This is a genomic window from Buchnera aphidicola (Mindarus abietinus) (assembly GCF_964059085.1).
GTDB lineage: Bacteria > Pseudomonadota > Gammaproteobacteria > Enterobacterales > Enterobacteriaceae > Buchnera_A > Buchnera_A aphidicola_C.
Map to the genome: position 1 here is coordinate 116291 of NZ_OZ060398.1, position 16589 is coordinate 132879.

The 16589-nt window shown below is 22.5% G+C and carries 15 protein-coding genes and 1 tRNA gene; 13 read left to right on the forward strand and 3 right to left on the reverse strand.

Annotation, left to right across the window (positions count from 1 at the left end; translation table 11 throughout):
• Nucleotides 1–29 precede the first annotated feature (29 nt).
• From thrS to tgt, 8 genes are all read left to right on the forward strand, one after another.
• Nucleotides 30–1955: a threonine--tRNA ligase gene (gene thrS, locus AB4W62_RS00570; RefSeq protein WP_367680014.1), complete on the forward strand. Its 1926-nt coding sequence runs from the start codon at nucleotides 30–32 to the stop codon at nucleotides 1953–1955.
• Nucleotides 1956–1958: 3 nt separating this feature from the next.
• Nucleotides 1959–2501: a translation initiation factor IF-3 gene (infC, locus tag AB4W62_RS00575; RefSeq protein ID WP_367680132.1), complete on the forward strand. Its 543-nt coding sequence runs from the start codon at nucleotides 1959–1961 to the stop codon at nucleotides 2499–2501.
• Between the two features lie 51 nt (nucleotides 2502–2552).
• Nucleotides 2553–2750, forward strand: coding sequence for a 50S ribosomal protein L35 (gene rpmI / locus AB4W62_RS00580; protein WP_343152929.1), 198 nt, complete (start codon nucleotides 2553–2555; stop codon nucleotides 2748–2750).
• Between the two features lie 59 nt (nucleotides 2751–2809).
• Complete coding sequence (gene rplT, locus AB4W62_RS00585) at nucleotides 2810–3178, forward strand: 50S ribosomal protein L20 (protein ID WP_367680015.1); 369 nt, start codon at nucleotides 2810–2812, stop codon at nucleotides 3176–3178.
• A 122-nt stretch (nucleotides 3179–3300) separates the two neighbouring features.
• Nucleotides 3301–4305, forward strand: a complete 1005-nt coding sequence (gene pheS / locus AB4W62_RS00590) for a phenylalanine--tRNA ligase subunit alpha (protein WP_367680016.1) — start codon at nucleotides 3301–3303, stop codon at nucleotides 4303–4305.
• Between the two features lie 20 nt (nucleotides 4306–4325).
• On the forward strand, nucleotides 4326–6728 hold the full coding sequence (gene pheT / locus AB4W62_RS00595; protein WP_367680017.1) for a phenylalanine--tRNA ligase subunit beta: 2403 nt from the start codon (nucleotides 4326–4328) through the stop codon (nucleotides 6726–6728).
• Nucleotides 6729–6838: 110 nt separating this feature from the next.
• The gene (queA, locus tag AB4W62_RS00600; RefSeq protein WP_367680018.1) at nucleotides 6839–7915 is read left to right on the forward strand and encodes a tRNA preQ1(34) S-adenosylmethionine ribosyltransferase-isomerase QueA; all 1077 of its coding nucleotides are present in this window, start codon (nucleotides 6839–6841) and stop codon (nucleotides 7913–7915) included.
• 57 nt (nucleotides 7916–7972) lie between these two features.
• Entirely contained in the window at nucleotides 7973–9064 is a 1092-nt protein-coding gene (tgt, locus tag AB4W62_RS00605) for a tRNA guanosine(34) transglycosylase Tgt (protein WP_367680019.1), read from the forward strand.
• A 344-nt stretch (nucleotides 9065–9408) separates the two neighbouring features.
• On the opposite strand, the gene glyS is transcribed toward tgt, so the two are convergent.
• Entirely contained in the window at nucleotides 9409–11361 is a 1953-nt protein-coding gene (gene glyS / locus AB4W62_RS00610) for a glycine--tRNA ligase subunit beta (RefSeq protein WP_367680020.1), read from the reverse strand.
• A 26-nt stretch (nucleotides 11362–11387) separates the two neighbouring features.
• On the reverse strand, nucleotides 11388–12260 hold the full coding sequence (gene glyQ, locus AB4W62_RS00615) for a glycine--tRNA ligase subunit alpha (protein ID WP_367680021.1): 873 nt from the start codon (nucleotides 12258–12260) through the stop codon (nucleotides 11388–11390).
• 289 nt (nucleotides 12261–12549) lie between these two features.
• On the opposite strand from glyQ, the gene nfo reads away from it, so the two are divergent.
• The 3 genes from nfo to AB4W62_RS00630 all read left to right on the forward strand — a co-directional run bounded on the left by nfo (nucleotide 12550) and on the right by AB4W62_RS00630 (nucleotide 13888).
• A complete protein-coding gene (gene nfo, locus AB4W62_RS00620; RefSeq protein WP_367680022.1) occupies nucleotides 12550–13386 on the forward strand; it encodes a deoxyribonuclease IV in 837 nt (278 codons plus the stop codon).
• Nucleotides 13387–13471: 85 nt separating this feature from the next.
• Nucleotides 13472–13747, forward strand: coding sequence for a 50S ribosomal protein L25 (gene rplY / locus AB4W62_RS00625; RefSeq protein WP_367680023.1), 276 nt, complete (start codon nucleotides 13472–13474; stop codon nucleotides 13745–13747).
• 67 nt (nucleotides 13748–13814) lie between these two features.
• Nucleotides 13815–13888 (forward strand) — tRNA-Pro (locus tag AB4W62_RS00630).
• Between the two features lie 57 nt (nucleotides 13889–13945).
• Here AB4W62_RS00630 and AB4W62_RS00635 read toward each other — a convergent pair.
• Nucleotides 13946–14710: a DedA family protein gene (locus AB4W62_RS00635; protein WP_367680024.1), complete on the reverse strand. Its 765-nt coding sequence runs from the start codon at nucleotides 14708–14710 to the stop codon at nucleotides 13946–13948.
• 156 nt (nucleotides 14711–14866) lie between these two features.
• Between AB4W62_RS00635 and rsmA the strand changes: the two genes are divergently transcribed.
• Nucleotides 14867–15682 carry a 16S rRNA (adenine(1518)-N(6)/adenine(1519)-N(6))-dimethyltransferase RsmA gene (gene rsmA / locus AB4W62_RS00640; RefSeq protein WP_367680025.1) on the forward strand — a complete coding sequence of 272 codons (816 nt, stop codon included), beginning with the start codon at nucleotides 14867–14869 and terminating at the stop codon, nucleotides 15680–15682.
• Nucleotides 15683–15775: 93 nt separating this feature from the next.
• Nucleotides 15776–16582, forward strand: coding sequence for a symmetrical bis(5'-nucleosyl)-tetraphosphatase (locus AB4W62_RS00645; RefSeq protein ID WP_367680026.1), 807 nt, complete (start codon nucleotides 15776–15778; stop codon nucleotides 16580–16582).
• Nucleotides 16583–16589 lie beyond the last annotated feature (7 nt).

A 16589-nucleotide genomic window follows, 5' to 3' on the forward strand; every position in this document is an offset into this window, starting at 1 on the left:
AATAAAAAAATAAAATTAAGGATTTCTAAATGCCCATTATCACGTTTCTTGATGGTCATCATCAAGTTTACAATAAATCAGTTTCATTGTTAGAAATTGCTGATAATGCTGGATTTAATGTTTCTAAAATTATTATAGCAGGTATTGTTAATAATATTCTTGTAGATATAGAAACAATAATTAATGAAGATAGCAATGTAGAATTTGTTACAATTAAAGATAAATTAGCTTTAAATCTTATTCGGTTTTCTACCATGCAGCTTTTAGCATATTCTGTAAAAAAAATTTGGCCGGATGCAAAAATAGCAACTGGGTCTATTACAGAAAATGGTTTTTATTATGATTTTGATTTAAATCGATCCTTAACATTACAGGATATCGAATTGATTCAAGAAAAAATGAAGAAATTATCTCAAAAAAAATATAAAATAATAAAAAAACAAGTTCAATGGAATGAAGTTTACGAGTTATATAAAAAAAAACAAGAATTGTATAAAATCGATGAACTTGAAAAAAAATATAAAAATATAGAAACATTATTTCTATATTATCATGAAAAAAATGTTGATTTTTATGGACCACAGGTAGCAAATATTAAGTTATGTCGATTTTTTAGATTATTGAAAGTTTCAGGTGCTTACTGGAAGAAAAATAAAGATAATAAAATGTTACAACGTATTTATGGAACTGCATGGGTTAATAAAGAAGAATTAAGAAAATATTTGTTAAATCTTAAAAAATCAAAAGAATGTGATCATCGAAAAATTTCTAAAAAATTAAATTTATTTCATATTCAAAAAGATTCTCCGGGAATGGTTTTTTGGCATGATAGCGGGTGGATTATTTTTAGGGAATTAGAGAATTTAATTCGATCGAAATTAGTAACTTATAAATATCAAGAAGTAAAAAGTCCACTGATAATGGATAAAATTTTATGGGAAAAAAGCGGACATTTAGAAAATTATTTCGAAAATATATTTAGTACAATTTCTGAAAATAAAATTTACTGTATTAAACCTATGAATTGTCCTGGACATATACAAATATTTAATACTGGAATCAAGTCATATAGAGATCTTCCTATTAGAATGGCAGAATTTGGAATTTGTCATAGAAATGAATCTTCAGGTTCTTTACATGGTTTAATGAGAGTTAGATCGTTTACACAAGATGATGGACATATATTTTGTACTCCCGATCAAGTTCGGTCAGAAATTACTAATTGTATAAAAATGATTTATGACATCTATCATCTATTAGGATTTGAAAAAATTCAAGTTAAATTATCCACTAGACCAAAGCAAAGAATCGGTAGTAATTTTGTTTGGGATCAAGCAGAGTTAGACTTATCTGAAGTATTAAAAGAAAATAATATAAAATTTAAATATCAAATCGGAGAAGGAGCATTTTATGGTCCAAAAATAGAATTTTCTTTTTCCGATAATTTACAACGAATTTGGCAATGTGGAACTATTCAACTTGATTTTTATTTACCTGAACGATTAAATGCTTTTTATATAAATAAAAAAAATAAAAAAAAGCCAGTAGTATTAATTCATAGAGCAATTTTAGGTTCGATGGAAAGATTTATTGGAATTTTAATAGAAGAATATAAAGGAAAATTTCCAACTTGGTTATCTCCCATACAAGTAGCAATAATTAATGTCAATCAAATTCATGTTAATTATGCAAGGAAATTAGCTAAAAAAATGTTAGAATTAGGAATTCGTGTTAAATTAGATTTAAGAAAAGAATCTGTTAGCTTTAAAATTAGGTATTATACAACAAAATATATTCCTTATATTATAATTTGTGGAGATAAAGAAGTAAGAGACGATTTAGTTTCGTTTCGAACGAGTCAAGGAAATAATATAAATAATCTTAAATTTAAAACTTTTCTTAAAAGAATAAAAGATGAGATTTTCACTCGTAGTTTTTTGCAAATGGAGGAATAAAGTATTAAAGGCGGAAAAAGAATACATTCATCAAGAATGAATCGAATTAATCAAGAAATTCGAGCATCGGAAGTTCGTTTAACAGATGTTAAAGGCGATCAAATAGGTATTTTTAGTTTAAAAGATGCTTTAAAAAAAGCCGAAATTTTAGGAGTAGATTTAGTTGAAATAAGTCCTAATGCAACTCCACCAGTATGTAAAATGATGAATTATGGAAAATTTTTATATGAAAAAACTAAATTGCTTAAAGAACAAAGAAAAAAGCAGAAGATTATTCAAATTAAAGAAATAAAATTTCGTCCTAGTACTGAAGTTGGAGATTATGCGGTAAAACTAAAAAAATTAATACGATTTTTGAAACATGGCGATAAAGTTAAAATCACATTACGTTTTAGAGGAAGAGAAATGGCGCATCAGGAAATAGGAATTAATATGTTAAAAAGAATAAAAAATGATTTGTTCCAATTTTCTGTTATAGAATATTTTCCTCGTAAAATAGAAGGTCGTCAAATGGTAATGATTTTATCACCTAAAAAAAATAAATAAAAAAAAATTTCTAAAAACATAATTTTTTATTAACAGAGAATAATTATTTTAATGCCAAAAATTAAAACTTTAAAAAGTGCAGCTAAGCGCTTTAAAAAAACCGAATCAGGTAAATTTAAACGAAAACAAGCAAATTTAAGACATCTTTTAACAAAAAAAACAACTAATAGAAAACGTCATTTAAGATCGAAGATAGTTGTTTCTAAAAGTGATATCAACCGAATTATATCTTTTTTACCTTATGCATAATATCATAAACTAAAATACTAATACAAGCATGTTCCATCGAGCATGTAGGGAGTTAAAAAATGGCTCGTATAAAAAGAGGAACAGTCGCTCGAGCTCGTCATAAAAAAACTTTAAAAGAAGCAAAGGGGTATTATGGTGCTCGATCTAGAGCATATAGAATAGCAAATCAAGCTGTTATTAAAGCTGGTCAATATGCTTATAGAGATAGACGTCAAAAAAAACGTAAATTTCGTCAACTTTGGATTATAAGAATTAACGCTGCTATTCGATATCATCAAATGTCATACAGTAATTTTATTTTTGGTTTAAAAAAATCGTTAGTTAATATTAATCGAAAAGTTTTATCAGACATTGCAATTTCTGATAAGCTAGCTTTTAGCTTGCTAGTCAAAAAATCACAGTTAGCTTTGGAGAATACGTCCGCATAAATTTTTTCTTAATTTATATAACTAAATAAAAAAAAAACAAGAGGAGGGAACTTTATATTCCCTCTTTTTATTTTTTCATTTTTTTAAAAAATGATAGATAAAGATTAATAAAGGTAATAAAATTGAGCATATATGATGAAATTACATCGGTTTTAAAAAAAACTAAATTATTTAAAACTAACATTATAAAAATAAAAGATATTAAAGAATTAGAATTAAAAAAAATAATCTTTCTTGGAAAAAAAGGAATTTTTTCTGAAATTTTTAAAAAAATGTCTTGTTTATGTCAATTAGAAAGAAAAAAATGGAGCATAGAAATAAATAAAATTAAAAAAGAAATTCAATATTTGATTAAATCTAAAGAAACTAAAATTTTAAACTCAAATTTACAAAATAAAATTAATTCAGAAAAGATAGATGTTACCCTTCCTTGTAAACGATTTAATATTGGTTCTATACACCCAATTAGTAAAACCATATATGAAATAGAAGATTATTTTTCTAAAATGGGTTTTAATGTAGTTAATGGTAATTTCGAAATAGAAGATGAATATCATAATTTTGATGCTCTTAATATTCCTAAAGATCATCCAGCAAGAGAATCTCATGATACTTTTTGGATAAATAACAATTATTTATTACGAACTCAAATGTCTAGTATGCAAATTAGAATACTAAAAGAAAATAAATTTCCTGTGAAAACATTAGTATCAGGAAAAGCTTATCGTAATGATTACGATGCTAAACATACTCCCATGTTTCATCAAATAGAAGGACTAGTTATTGATAAAAAAATAAATTTTTCTAATTTAAAATGGATAATGAGTTCATTTATCGATTCTTTTTTTAAAGAAAAAGTAACTAAACGTTTCAGAAGTTCTTTTTTTCCATTTACAGTACCTTCAATGGAAGTTGATATTTTAAAAGAAGAAAAATATTGGATAGAAATATTAGGTTGTGGAATGGTGCATCCTACAATTTTAAAAAAAATAAATGTTAATACTGATAAATATCAAGGATGTGCATTTGGAATGGGAGTAGAAAGACTAGTAATGTTACGTAATAAAGTTACTGATATTCGTTTATTTTTTGAAAATGATTTGCGTTTTTTAAAACAATTTAAATAAAAAATTAGGTGATATTTTTAATGAAATTTAGTAAAAAATGGTTATTTGAGTGGATAAATCCTTTAGTTAATGGTGTAGAAATTTGTAATCAAATGACTCAAGCTGGATTAGAATCAGAAATATTGATTAATAAATCGAATCAATTTAAAAAAATAGTAGTAGGAAAAATTATATATTGTGATATACATCCTAAATCTAAGAAATTAAAAATTCTTCAAGTTAAAATAGAAAAAGAAAAAAATATTCAAGTTATTAGTAATGCTAAAAATTGTAAAATAGGAATAAAAGTTGCTGTAGCTGTCAAAGGAAGTACAATTTTTAAAAATAAAAAAGTTTTTTCAAAAGTAATAATGAATGAATTATCCGAAGGAATATTGTGTTCATTTCAAGAATTAGGCATGTTTGATAACTATACCAATAATATAATTGAATTACCTTTTAATGCTTTAATTGGAGAAGATGTACAGAAATATTTTCCTTTAAATGATTCTATTATCAATATTAGTATTCCTTCTAATCGTGCTGATGTATTAGGAATTATTGGTATAGCAAGAGAAGTATCTGTTTTAAATAATTTAAATTTTTTTCAACTAAAAAAAAATTTTTTACCTGTTAAAATAAAAAGTTTAGGAAATATTAAAATATTAACTTGTAAAGAGTCTCCAAAATATATAGGGAGAATTATTAAAAATGTTAATTTATCGGTAGATACTCCTTTTTGGATGAAAGAAAAATTAAGAAGTTCTCATATTTTTTTAGAAAAAAATATTATTTTTAATATTATTAATTATGTATTGATTGAATTAAATCAACCTTTACATATATGTTCCTGGAACAGTAATAATATAAATTTAAAAGTTCGATTTTCTAAAAAAAATGAGATATTTAAAATAAAAGAAAAAAAATCAATCATTTTAGAAAAAAAAATAGTTGTTGTTACAAATAAAAAATCAGAAATAATTTTTATACCTTCTGGTTTAAATTCAAAAGATAATGCAATTTCTTTTAATACTAGCAATGTTCTTTTAAGTAGTATTTTTTTAACTCCTGAATATGCTAAAACTTTATCAAATCATAAATATATTTCTCATAAGATTCTAGAAACGTATAAAAGAGGAATAGATTTTAAGTTACAAACTTATGCTGTAGAGTATGCTACTGCATTAGTAGTACAAATTTGTGGAGGTTTTTCAGGATCGATTATAAAAGAGAATGTATTCTCTAATTATTTTAAAGAAAAAAAAGTTTTTTTACATTTAGAAAAAATTAAAAAAATTTTAGGATATACAATAAATATTATTGAAATAAAAAAAATTTTAATTAATTTAGGATTTGAATTATCAGAGTACAAAGATAATATTTGGAGAGTAATTATACCTACATGGCGTTATGATCTTTTTTTTGAAGAAGATATTATTTCTGAAATAATTCGAATAAAAGGATGTAATAAAATTCTTTCTACTCCAATAAAATCAAAAAATATTGTTAATAAAAAAAATGAGCTTTTATTTTGTTTAAAAGACATAAAAAATATGTTTCTTTATAAAGGTTATAGTGAAATAATCAGTTATTCTTTTATAAATCCTTTACAGCAAAATTATTTTATTAAAAATGAAAAAACAATCAATTTATTAAATCCTATTTCAATAGAAATGTCTTCTATGAGACAAACATTATTTGTTGGTTTATTAAACACTATTGCATATAATCAAAATAGACAAGAAACATCTATTCGTTTATTTGAAACAGGTTTATGTTTTAAAATTAATGAAAATAAAGAATTTGAAATAAAACAAGAATTATTTATTTCTGGAGCAATAAGCGGGGCTATAACAGAGAAACATTGGAATATAGCAGATAGAAAATTAAATTATTTTGATTTGAAAGATGATTTAGAATCTATGTTTTTTTTAACGGGTTATCATTCTAGTATTTCTTTTTTTCCTAAAATTTTCCCTGGATTACATTGTCAACAAAGTGCAGAAATATTATTAAATGACATATCAATTGGGAGAATTGGTACTTTAAACCCAATTTTAATTAAGAAATTTAATTTAAAAGATATTGTTTTTTTATTTGAAATATCAATTAAAAATTTATTTCCTTTCAATTTTTTTAGTATTAAAAATATTTCCGTTTATCCAAGTAGTAATAAGGATATATCATTCTTAATATCTGATAAAATTTTTTTTAATGATGTTTACAAAGAATGTCAATTAATATCACCTAAAAATATAAAAAAAGTTTCTTTAATAGATATATATACTGATAAAAAATTTTTTAAAGGAATGAAAAGCATGACAATTAGTTTATTTTTTCAAAATCAGTTTAAAACGTTAATGGAAGATGAAATTTTAAAGTTAGTAGAAAAATGTATTTTACGATTAAAAGCCAAGTTTAATATTATTTTAAGAAATAAATAGTTTTTTATTAAAATTTTTACTTTTTGAAATATATATTTTTATACATTTTATTAAAAATATGATAATTTAATAAATTAAATAAAAAATTTATATGTCTTATTCAATAAAATATGTATTATTTTTCTGATTTTGATTTTTTTTTACCTAAATCTCATATACCTTATTATCCGCTTCCATCAAGAAGCGAAAGCCGATTATTATTAGTTAACGGTGAAAATGGAAATATTAAACATACTTTTTTTAAAAATATTATTAATTATTTTAATCCTGAAGATTTGTTAATATTTAATAATACTAAAGTTATTCCGGCTAGAATTTTTGGAATAAGAGAAAAAACAGGCGGAAAAGTAGAAATTTTTGTTTTGGAAATAAAAAATGATACTACAGTAATAGCAAAAATTCGATCATCTAATTTTTCTAAAATAGGAGATGTTTTTATATGTGGGGAAAAAGATAAATTTTATTGTTCTATAATATCAATAAAAAAAAAATGTTTTGAAATAAAATTTCATAATATAAAAAAAGTGTTAGACTTATTATATTGTTTAGGACATGTTCCTCTACCTCCTTATATTCATCGAAAAGATAATATTCATGATAAAATTTCTTATCAAACGATTTATGGTAGTGAACCAGGGTCGATAGCTGCCCCTACTGCAGGTTTACATTTTGATCATTTTTTATTAGATAAATTAAAAAAAAGAAATTTTCAATTTGCATTTATCACTTTACATATTGGTTTAGGAACATTTCAAACGATTAAAACAAATAACATTAAAGATCATGTAATGCATTCAGAATATGTAAGAATAAATTCAGAAGTTATAGATAAAATAGAAAAATGCAAAAGGGGAGGGAATCGAGTTATAGCTGTCGGAACTAGTACAATAAGAGCTCTTGAAACTCTTCAAATTTATAGAAAAAAAAACAAGAGAAAAATTTCTTTTTTTGGAAAAACAAATATTTTTATTTACCCTGGCTATAAGCATACTATGGCTGATGCGTTAATAACAAATTTTCATCTTCCAAAATCAACATTGATATTATTAGTAGCTTCTTTTTTAGGTTGTAAAAATACCATTAATGTTTATAAAGAAGCGATCAAGAAAAAATATAGATTTTTAAGTTACGGAGATGCAATGTTCATTACCAAAAAAAAAAAAATGAAAATAAAAATGTTTTTTTAATTAAATAATAGATACTTAAATCTTATTACCTTATAACTTTTTTTTAAAGGTGAGAATTTGAAATTTCAGGTTTTACATAAAGATGGTTTAGCAAGATATGGTATTTTAAATTTAGGAGAAGTAAGTATAGAAACTCCTGTATTTATGCCAGTCGGTACATATGGTTGTGTTAAAGGTGTTTCTTCGGAAGATTTACAAAAAATCGGTATACGCTTAATACTAGGAAATGCTTTTCATTTATATTTTCGTCCGGGAGAAAATATTATAAATTCTTTTGGTAATTTGCATAATTTTATGAATTGGAATGGAAAAATACTTACTGATTCTGGAGGATATCAGATTTTTAGTTTATCCAATTTTTGTAAAGTATTAGAAAAAGGAGTAAATTTTAAAAACCCAGAAAATGGAAATTTACTATTCTTAACTCCTGAAAAATCAATAGATATTCAACATTTTTTACAATCGGATATCGTAATGTGTTTTGATGAATGTATTTCTTATCCAAATAGCTGGGATAAAGTAAAAACTTCTGTTGAACGATCCTTAAGATGGGCTAAAAGAAGTAAAAAACAATTTAATAAAAAAAATAATAAAAATATGTTATTTGGAATTATTCAAGGAGGAATGTTTAAAGATTTAAGATATTTTTCAATTTATGAAATGTTAAAAATTGGATTTGACGGATATGCTTTAGGAGGTTTTGCTGTAGGAGAGCCAAAAAAAATAATGTATTCTTTAATCGAAAAAATTTCTTTAAAATTGCCTGAAAAAAAACCAAGATATTTAATGGGTGTAGGAAAACCGATAGATATTGTAGAAGCTGTAAGTAAAGGAATTGATATGTTCGATTGTGTTATTCCTACTAGAAATGCTAGGAATGGTTTTTTATTTACAAAAAAAGAAATAATTAGAATTCGAAATTCAAAATATAAAAGTGATCATTTGAGTTTAGATTCGGAATGTACATGTTACACATGTAAGAATTACAGCAGAGCATATTTACATCATTTAGATAAAAGCAATGAAACTTTAGGTATCAGATTGAATACTATTCATAATATTTCTTATTATTCAACACTTATGAATGATTTAAGGCAATCAATTAAAAAAAATGAATTAAAAAAATTTATTAAAAATTTTTACTATTAAAAAAATAGCAGTATTTTTTTAATAAAATATTAACTATTATTAGTTAATAACTTTTATCATGTTTTTTATGAATTTTTATATTTTTTATCTAAATAAAAGATAATAAAAAGAAATAAATATTTATTAAATAATTAATAATTTTTTTCTAATTTTTTATGTTTAAAAAATATTTTAAAAGAATTAATTAAATCTATGTTTTTATATATTTTTTTACTAAAATATATTATATATATCATATAGATATATATAACATATATTTATTTTTTTTTAAAAGAAAATAAAAGCATTGAATAATTTACTTTTTATAAAAAATAGTTAAGTTAAAACAACTAATTTAATTTAAGTTAAATTAATAACGAAAAGTTTGTAATTTTTAAAAAAATTTTCTTTATTTTTTGTAAAAGTAATAAACGATTTAAACGAATATCTTGGTTTTCATGATAAATGATTGTTGTTTTAAAAAATTTTTCTATAAAATTTTGTAAATTAATTATTTCAAGTAATGAGTTTTTATATTTTTTTTTGTCTAAAAGTTCATTTATTATTTTTTTTGACCTTTTAAAAGCATGAAATAATTCTATTTCACTTAAATCAATTAAAATTTTTTCATTAATAGTAGTATTAATTTTTTCTTTATTTTTTTTTAATATATTTTGAATTCTTTTATAAATTGCAATCAGTAATATTAGCTCACTTTTTAAAGAAGATATTTCAATTATTCTATTATTAATTTCTATTAATTTTTCTAATTCTAAGGACAAAACAGATTTAATTATTTTAATAGAATATCCTTGATCTTTATAAAAATTAAATAATCGATTTAAAATAAATTGTTTTATTTGAAATATTATTTTTTTATTATTACTTAAAGGAATGTAATCAATTGATTTTTTAATTAATTCAGTTAAATTGATATTAATTTGATTAAATAAAATTATTTTAATTATTCCTAAAGCTGCTCTTTTTAATGAAAAAGGATCTTTTTCTCCCGAAGGTATTTTATTAATTGAAAACATACTAGAAATAGTATCAATTTTATCTGCTATTAATAAAGTACAGGATACTGGATGAGATGGAATTTTTTTATTTCTTTTGAATAAATAATACTGTTCTTTAATAGCGTTAATTACTGGAAGAGATTCGTTATTATATGCAGCATAATAACTACCTATAATACCTTGTAATTCTGGAAATTCAAAAACCATGTTAGTAACAAGATCGCATTTTGATAACATAGAAGCACGAATAGCGTCTTTTAGATCTGCTTTAGTAAAAATAGAAATCCATTCTGATAATTTTTTTAATCGTATTGTTTTATCGAATATAGTTCCTATTTTTTCTTGAAATATTATATTTTTTAAATTAGGAAGATAATTTTCTAATTTTATAAAACTATCTTTTTTTAAAAAAAATTCAATATCTAATAATCGTGAATGTATAACAGTTTCATTTCCAAAAATAATTTTTTTACTATTTTTTGTAATAATATTAGTGACAATTAAAAAATAGTTTTTTAACTTATTAGATTTTTCATATATTGGGAAACATTTCTGAATTTTTTGTATAACATGAATTAATATTTTTAATGGAATTTTTAGAAATTTTTTTTCAAATTTTCCTATTAAAATATCAGGCCATTCTACCAATGAGGTTGTTTCTTCTAATAAATTTTTATTAATTTTACAAATTCCATTTATTTTTTTTGTTTTTTTTAACATTTTCTTGAGTATTATTTTTTTTCTTTCTTCATAATCCGGTATTATTTTTCCTTCTTTCTTTAATAAAGAAGGATATTCTTTCGCATGAGTTAAAGTAATTTTTTGATTATGCATTAATAAATGCCCTGTAGTTGTTCGAGTAGCTGAAATATTAAATAATTTAATATCAATAATTTCTTTATTCAATAAAGCTAAAATATTTCTAACAGGTCTATAAAATCTGTATTCATTACTATCCCATTTCATTAATTTAGAAGAAATAATTTTTTTAATAGAAAAGTTAATGATTTTAGATAAAAAATAAATAACTTTTTTAGGATTTTTTTTTTCTTTCTCATTTAATTTTACTAAACTAATTATTTTTTTTTCTTTAGAAAAACTATAGTAATTTTCATTACTTAATAAATATAGTTTAATTGCTAGTCTTCTTGGTGTTGTAAAGCAAAATATTTTTTCATATTTTATATGATAAACAATTAATAATTTTTTAAAATTATTAAAAAAAGATTCTGATAGGTCTCGAAGTATATCTGCAGGAAGTTCTTCTGTTCTTAATTCAAATAAAAATATTTTTTTCATAGTATAAGTCCTCTTAATAAAAATCGTTATAGGTTTTTATATTTAGTGGCTATTTCTTTAGTTAATGCACGTATAAAAAGAATTTTTTTTTGTCTTTCTGAAGAAGACATAGTTTTTTTAGCATCTAACAAATTAAAATTATGTATAGCATATAAAGCATGTTCATATGATGGAATTAATAATGCAGGATTAAGAGATAATAATCTTTTAGATTCTAATAAATGATTTTCAAAAAGATTTAGTAATAATTGAATATTAGAATGTTTAAAATTATAAGAAGATTGTTCTATTTCATTTTTAAGAAATAAATCTTTATAAGTAATACTATTTTTTTTATTTTTACTCCAGATTAATTTATATACGTTTGTAACGTTTTGTATATACATACAAATTCTTTCTAGTCCATATGTAATTTCAACTGTAATAGGATCACAGTGTAATCCTCCTACTTGTTGAAAATATGTAAATTGAGTAATTTCCATTCCATTTAACCATACTTCCCATCCAACCCCCCAGGCTCCTAAAGTAGTATTTTCCCAATTATCCTCTATAAAACGTATATCATTTTCAGAAGGATCAATAAAAATATGTTTTAGAGATTCTAAATAAAGTTCTTGAATATTTGATGGAACTGGTTTAATTATAATTTGAAATTGATAGTAATGTTGTAAACGATTATTATTTTTTCCATATCTTCCATCATAAGGTCTTCTAGAAGGTTGAATATATCCAAATTTAGCAGGAGTACTATTTATAGTAGAAAAGAATGTTTTGTGATGAAATGTACCTGCTCCAACAGAAATATCAAGAGGTTGAATAATAGTACATCCATTTTCAGTCCAAAAATTTTCTAATTTATGAATAGTTTCATAAATAGTTAAATATTTTTTTTTTTTCATTTTTTTCTCATAAGGTTAATTATAAAAATTAGATATTAATTATTAATTAATAGTAAAAAACTATGCTTTTATAAAAAATTTTATTTTAATTCTTTAAATATTAATTAAAGAGTATTATTTACATTAATAATATAATCGTTTATAAATTATATATTAATAAAAAATAATTTTATTCAATAAATATTTTTTTTTAATAAAAAAAATATTTATTAAAAAAATATGTTGTTCTTTTAACATATAGTACTATACATATATATATCATTATTATTTTTTTGGATTAGTTAAGAATATGAAATATATAGGAGCACACGTAAGTGCTGCAGGCGGATTAAAAATGGCAGTTATTAGAGCTCATGAACTGGGTGCAACTGCTTTTTCATTTTTTACTAAAAATCAAAGAAGGTGGAAATCTTTACCGTTAAGTGAATTAGAGATATTAGATTTTAAAACTGCATGCACTAAATATAAATTTAAAAAATCTAAAATACTACCTCATAGTAGTTATTTGATTAATTTATGTCATCCTGAAAAAAAATTATTAAAAAAATCTAGAAAAGCATTTATTGATGAATTATATCGTTGTCAGCAACTAGGTTTATTATATTTAAATTTTCATCCAGGTAGTTTTTTAAGAGAAATTAATAAAGATAAATCTTTACAACTTGTTTCAGATTCGATTAACATAGCTTTAGAAAAAGTAAAAGGAGTAAGTGCAGTAATAGAAAATACTGCTGGACAAGGAACCAATATAGGGTTTTGTTTCGAGCAATTATTTAAAATAATACAAAAAGTTGATGATAAATCAAGAGTAGGAATATGTATAGATACATGTCATCTGTTTTCTTCTGGATATGACTTAAGAACAGAAAAAGATTGTAGGAATACGTTTAAATTATTTAAAGAAATTATAGGATTTAAGTACTTAAAAGGAATGCATTTAAATGATTCTAAATCAACTTTTAATAGTCGTTTAGATCGTCATCATAATTTAGGAAAAGGAAATATAGGAATAATTCCTTTTAATTGGATTATTAAACAAAAAGAATTTGAAAATATTCCTTTAATTTTAGAAACTACTGATTCTAGTTTGTGGAAACAAGAAATATCTTTATTACAATCCATGTAGTATTTGTTTTTGATTTGTAAAAATTATTAACTTTTTATAAAAATTAATATATAAAATTTATGTTTTTATTTCATAGGAATAAATAATGTTAACTATTCATGCTGTAGAAAGAAAAAAAATAGGAAAAAGTGCTAGCAGACTTTTACGAACAAATAATAAATTTCCAGCTATAGTGTATGGAAAAAAAAAACCTATTTTGCACATTCAAATAGATGATAAGATTATTATCAATTTAAAATTTAATAAAAAAGAAGTAGAATTAATTGTTTCTGAAAAAAAATATATTGTTATAATTAAAGAAATTCACTATCATGCATTTAAACCTAAAATAACACATATAGATTTCATCTATGTGAACTAAATTAAAATGTTAATATATTTTATTTTTTATAAATGTTTAATACAATAGAAACTATTTAAATAAATTTCGGCACGTAGCGCAGTTTGGTAGCGCACTGTCATGGGGTGTCAGTGGTCGAGGGTTCAAATCCCTCCGTGCCGATTATTTTAAAAATATAGTATTTAACTTTTACAAATTTTTTTAAATGAATATTTTTTATTAAAAAGAAATAATTTTTATTATCGCATGTCTTAAAAATGATATTTTTGGATGAAATTGAAGTAAAATAAATCCAATAGATCCAAAAAAAATTAATATATATCCAATATAATTAATTTTTTTTATTGATAATGATAGGGTTAATAGTTGATTAGAGTTTTTATGTCTATTTATCCATAAAAACCATATTCCACTAGAAAATATTAAAAGTATTGTTAATAATATCCATTTAAGATTATCATCATTTCCATTATAATTTGGGGAATCTATTACTATTCCTGTTATAATTCCGGGAAAAAAACAAATAGGAGGCCATAACAAACAGCCAATCATATCAGGAATTATAAATTTTTTAAAAGATAATTTTAACATTCCTGAAACCATTGGAATTAGAGCTCTGGTAGGCCCAATAAAACGACCAATCAGTATTGTTGCCATACTATGAGTACGAACAGTATTTTGTATTTTTAAAAGAACAGATTCATATCTTTTTATATTTTTTAAAAAATACAACCAGTGCTTAAATTTTAAACCTAGAAAATAGGATAAACAATCTCCAAGTAAACATCCTACACTACTTGTTACCCATGCTGAATAAAAATTTAAACTTTGATTGCCTATTAAAGTACCTATCATAGACATAAAAACAATGCCTGGTAAAAACAAACCAATTATTGCTAATGATTCCAAAAAAGAAATTATAATTATAATTATATAAGAATAAGTTAAAGATTGCAGCAATAGTAATTTTAACCATGATTCCATAAATTCTCATTTCATTTATATTAATTTATGTTTTATATATTTTATACTTTATCGAAAAAAATAAAATTTATATTTTTTATTATTTTATAAAAAATATTTTTTACAAAAAAAAAATAATTTATGCTGTATTTTTTAAAAAAAAATGAGTTATATTATATGCAAAAAAAAATGCAATCATTTCAACCTTCTAAAAAATTAGGACAAAATTTTTTAGTTGATAAAAATTTTATTAGTAAAATTGTTAATAGTATTAACCCAAAATTAGGAGAGATTTTGTTAGAAATTGGTCCTGGATTAGGTTCTTTAACCTTTCCTATATTAGAATATATAGAAAAGCTATATGCTATAGAAATTGATAAAAATTTGTCAAAAAAATTAAAAAATTTTTTTCCTTCAAAAAAATTGGTAATTTTTTCTAAAAATGTTATGAAATTTAATTTTTTAGAATTTTATAGGAAAAATAATAAACCAATACGAATTTTTGGAAATTTACCATATAATATTTCAGTATTTTTATTACTAAAATTAATAGAATTTAGTAGTATTATAAAAGATATGCATTTTATGTTTCAAACAGAAGTAGCAAATCGTATTCAGGCTCATCCCAATAAAAAAAATTATGGAAAATTAAGTGTTATTATTCAGTATTTTTTTAAAGTCACTCCAATATTAGATATTTCTAAACAATCTTTTTTCCCTATTCCTAAAGTTAATTCTTCTTTTATTCGTTTACAGCCACATATTTGTTCTCCTTATTATGTGAAAAATGTTAAGATATTATCTTATATTACTAATATAGCATTTTCTCAAAGGAGAAAAATAGTTCGACATAGTTTATCAAAACTATTTTCTGAAAAAAAATTATATGATTTAGGGATTAATCCTTTACTAAGAGCTGAAAATATATCAATATCTGAATATTGTCGTTTAACTGATTATTTAGTTAAAAAAAATTTTTTAATTCCAAAATGAAAAATTTTTTATATTTAGTTTTTAAAATATAATAAAAAATTTATTAAAAATATTTTTTGTTAGTTACATTTTTAATTATTTAGGAAAAAATAAATGAGTAATTATTTTGTAGGAGATGTTCATGGTTGTTATAAAGAATTAAAATTGTTATTAGAACAAGTTAAATTTAATCCGTCTAAAGATGTACTTTGGTTAAGTGGAGATTTAGTTTCAAGAGGCCCTGATTCTTTAAGTGTTCTCCAATATATTTTTTCATTGGAAAAATCAGCGAAAATAGTGTTAGGAAATCATGATTTAAATTTGTTATTGATACATTCTGGATTAAGAAAGCATACTAAAAAAGATAATTTAACTAAATTATTAAAATCAAGCGACCTTGATGAATTAATTAGGTGGTTACGAAATCAACCCTTATTAAGAGTAGAAGAAGAAAAGAAAATACTAATCTCTCATGCTGGAATTTCTCCTCAATGGAATATTGAAACAGCAAAAAAATGTGCTAAAGAATGTAAACTATTATTAAAGAAAAAAAATTATTTTAATATTCTAAATTCTATTAGAGGAGATTATCCAAATTATTGGAAAGATAAATTAACTGGAATTTTCCGATTTAGATTTTCTGTAAATGTCTTAACGAGAATGCGATATTGTTATTTAGATGGTAGCTTAGAAATGAATTCTAAAGAAAATCCATCTTTTATTAAAAAAAAAATTAAACCTTGGTATGAAATTAAAAACCCTGCTATTAGCGAAAATTATAAAGTTTTTTTTGGACATTGGTCAACTTTATCAGGAACTAAAACTCCAGATTGGGTAATACCATTAGATACAGGTTGTTGTTGGGGAGGAGGATTAACAATGTTTCGATTTGAAGATAAAAAAAAATTTGTTCAATTTTGATATTTAA

What these genes read in the sequence shown, in the direction of transcription:
- AB4W62_RS00635 (WP_367680024.1), bottom strand. Translation starts at nt 14,710, where the DNA reads ATGGAATCATGGTTAAAATTACTATTGCTGCAATCTTTAACTTATTCT.
- pheT (WP_367680017.1), top strand. Translation starts at nt 4,326, where the DNA reads ATGAAATTTAGTAAAAAATGGTTATTTGAGTGGATAAATCCTTTAGTT.
- queA (WP_367680018.1), top strand. Translation starts at nt 6,839, where the DNA reads ATGTATTATTTTTCTGATTTTGATTTTTTTTTACCTAAATCTCATATA.
- glyS (WP_367680020.1), bottom strand. Translation starts at nt 11,361, where the DNA reads ATGAAAAAAATATTTTTATTTGAATTAAGAACAGAAGAACTTCCTGCA.
- rplY (WP_367680023.1), top strand. Translation starts at nt 13,472, where the DNA reads ATGTTAACTATTCATGCTGTAGAAAGAAAAAAAATAGGAAAAAGTGCT.
- rsmA (WP_367680025.1), top strand. Translation starts at nt 14,867, where the DNA reads ATGCAAAAAAAAATGCAATCATTTCAACCTTCTAAAAAATTAGGACAA.
- thrS (WP_367680014.1), top strand. Translation starts at nt 30, where the DNA reads ATGCCCATTATCACGTTTCTTGATGGTCATCATCAAGTTTACAATAAA.
- glyQ (WP_367680021.1), bottom strand. Translation starts at nt 12,260, where the DNA reads ATGAAAAAAAAAAAATATTTAACTATTTATGAAACTATTCATAAATTA.
- AB4W62_RS00645 (WP_367680026.1), top strand. Translation starts at nt 15,776, where the DNA reads ATGAGTAATTATTTTGTAGGAGATGTTCATGGTTGTTATAAAGAATTA.
- rplT (WP_367680015.1), top strand. Translation starts at nt 2,810, where the DNA reads ATGGCTCGTATAAAAAGAGGAACAGTCGCTCGAGCTCGTCATAAAAAA.
- rpmI (WP_343152929.1), top strand. Translation starts at nt 2,553, where the DNA reads ATGCCAAAAATTAAAACTTTAAAAAGTGCAGCTAAGCGCTTTAAAAAA.
- nfo (WP_367680022.1), top strand. Translation starts at nt 12,550, where the DNA reads ATGAAATATATAGGAGCACACGTAAGTGCTGCAGGCGGATTAAAAATG.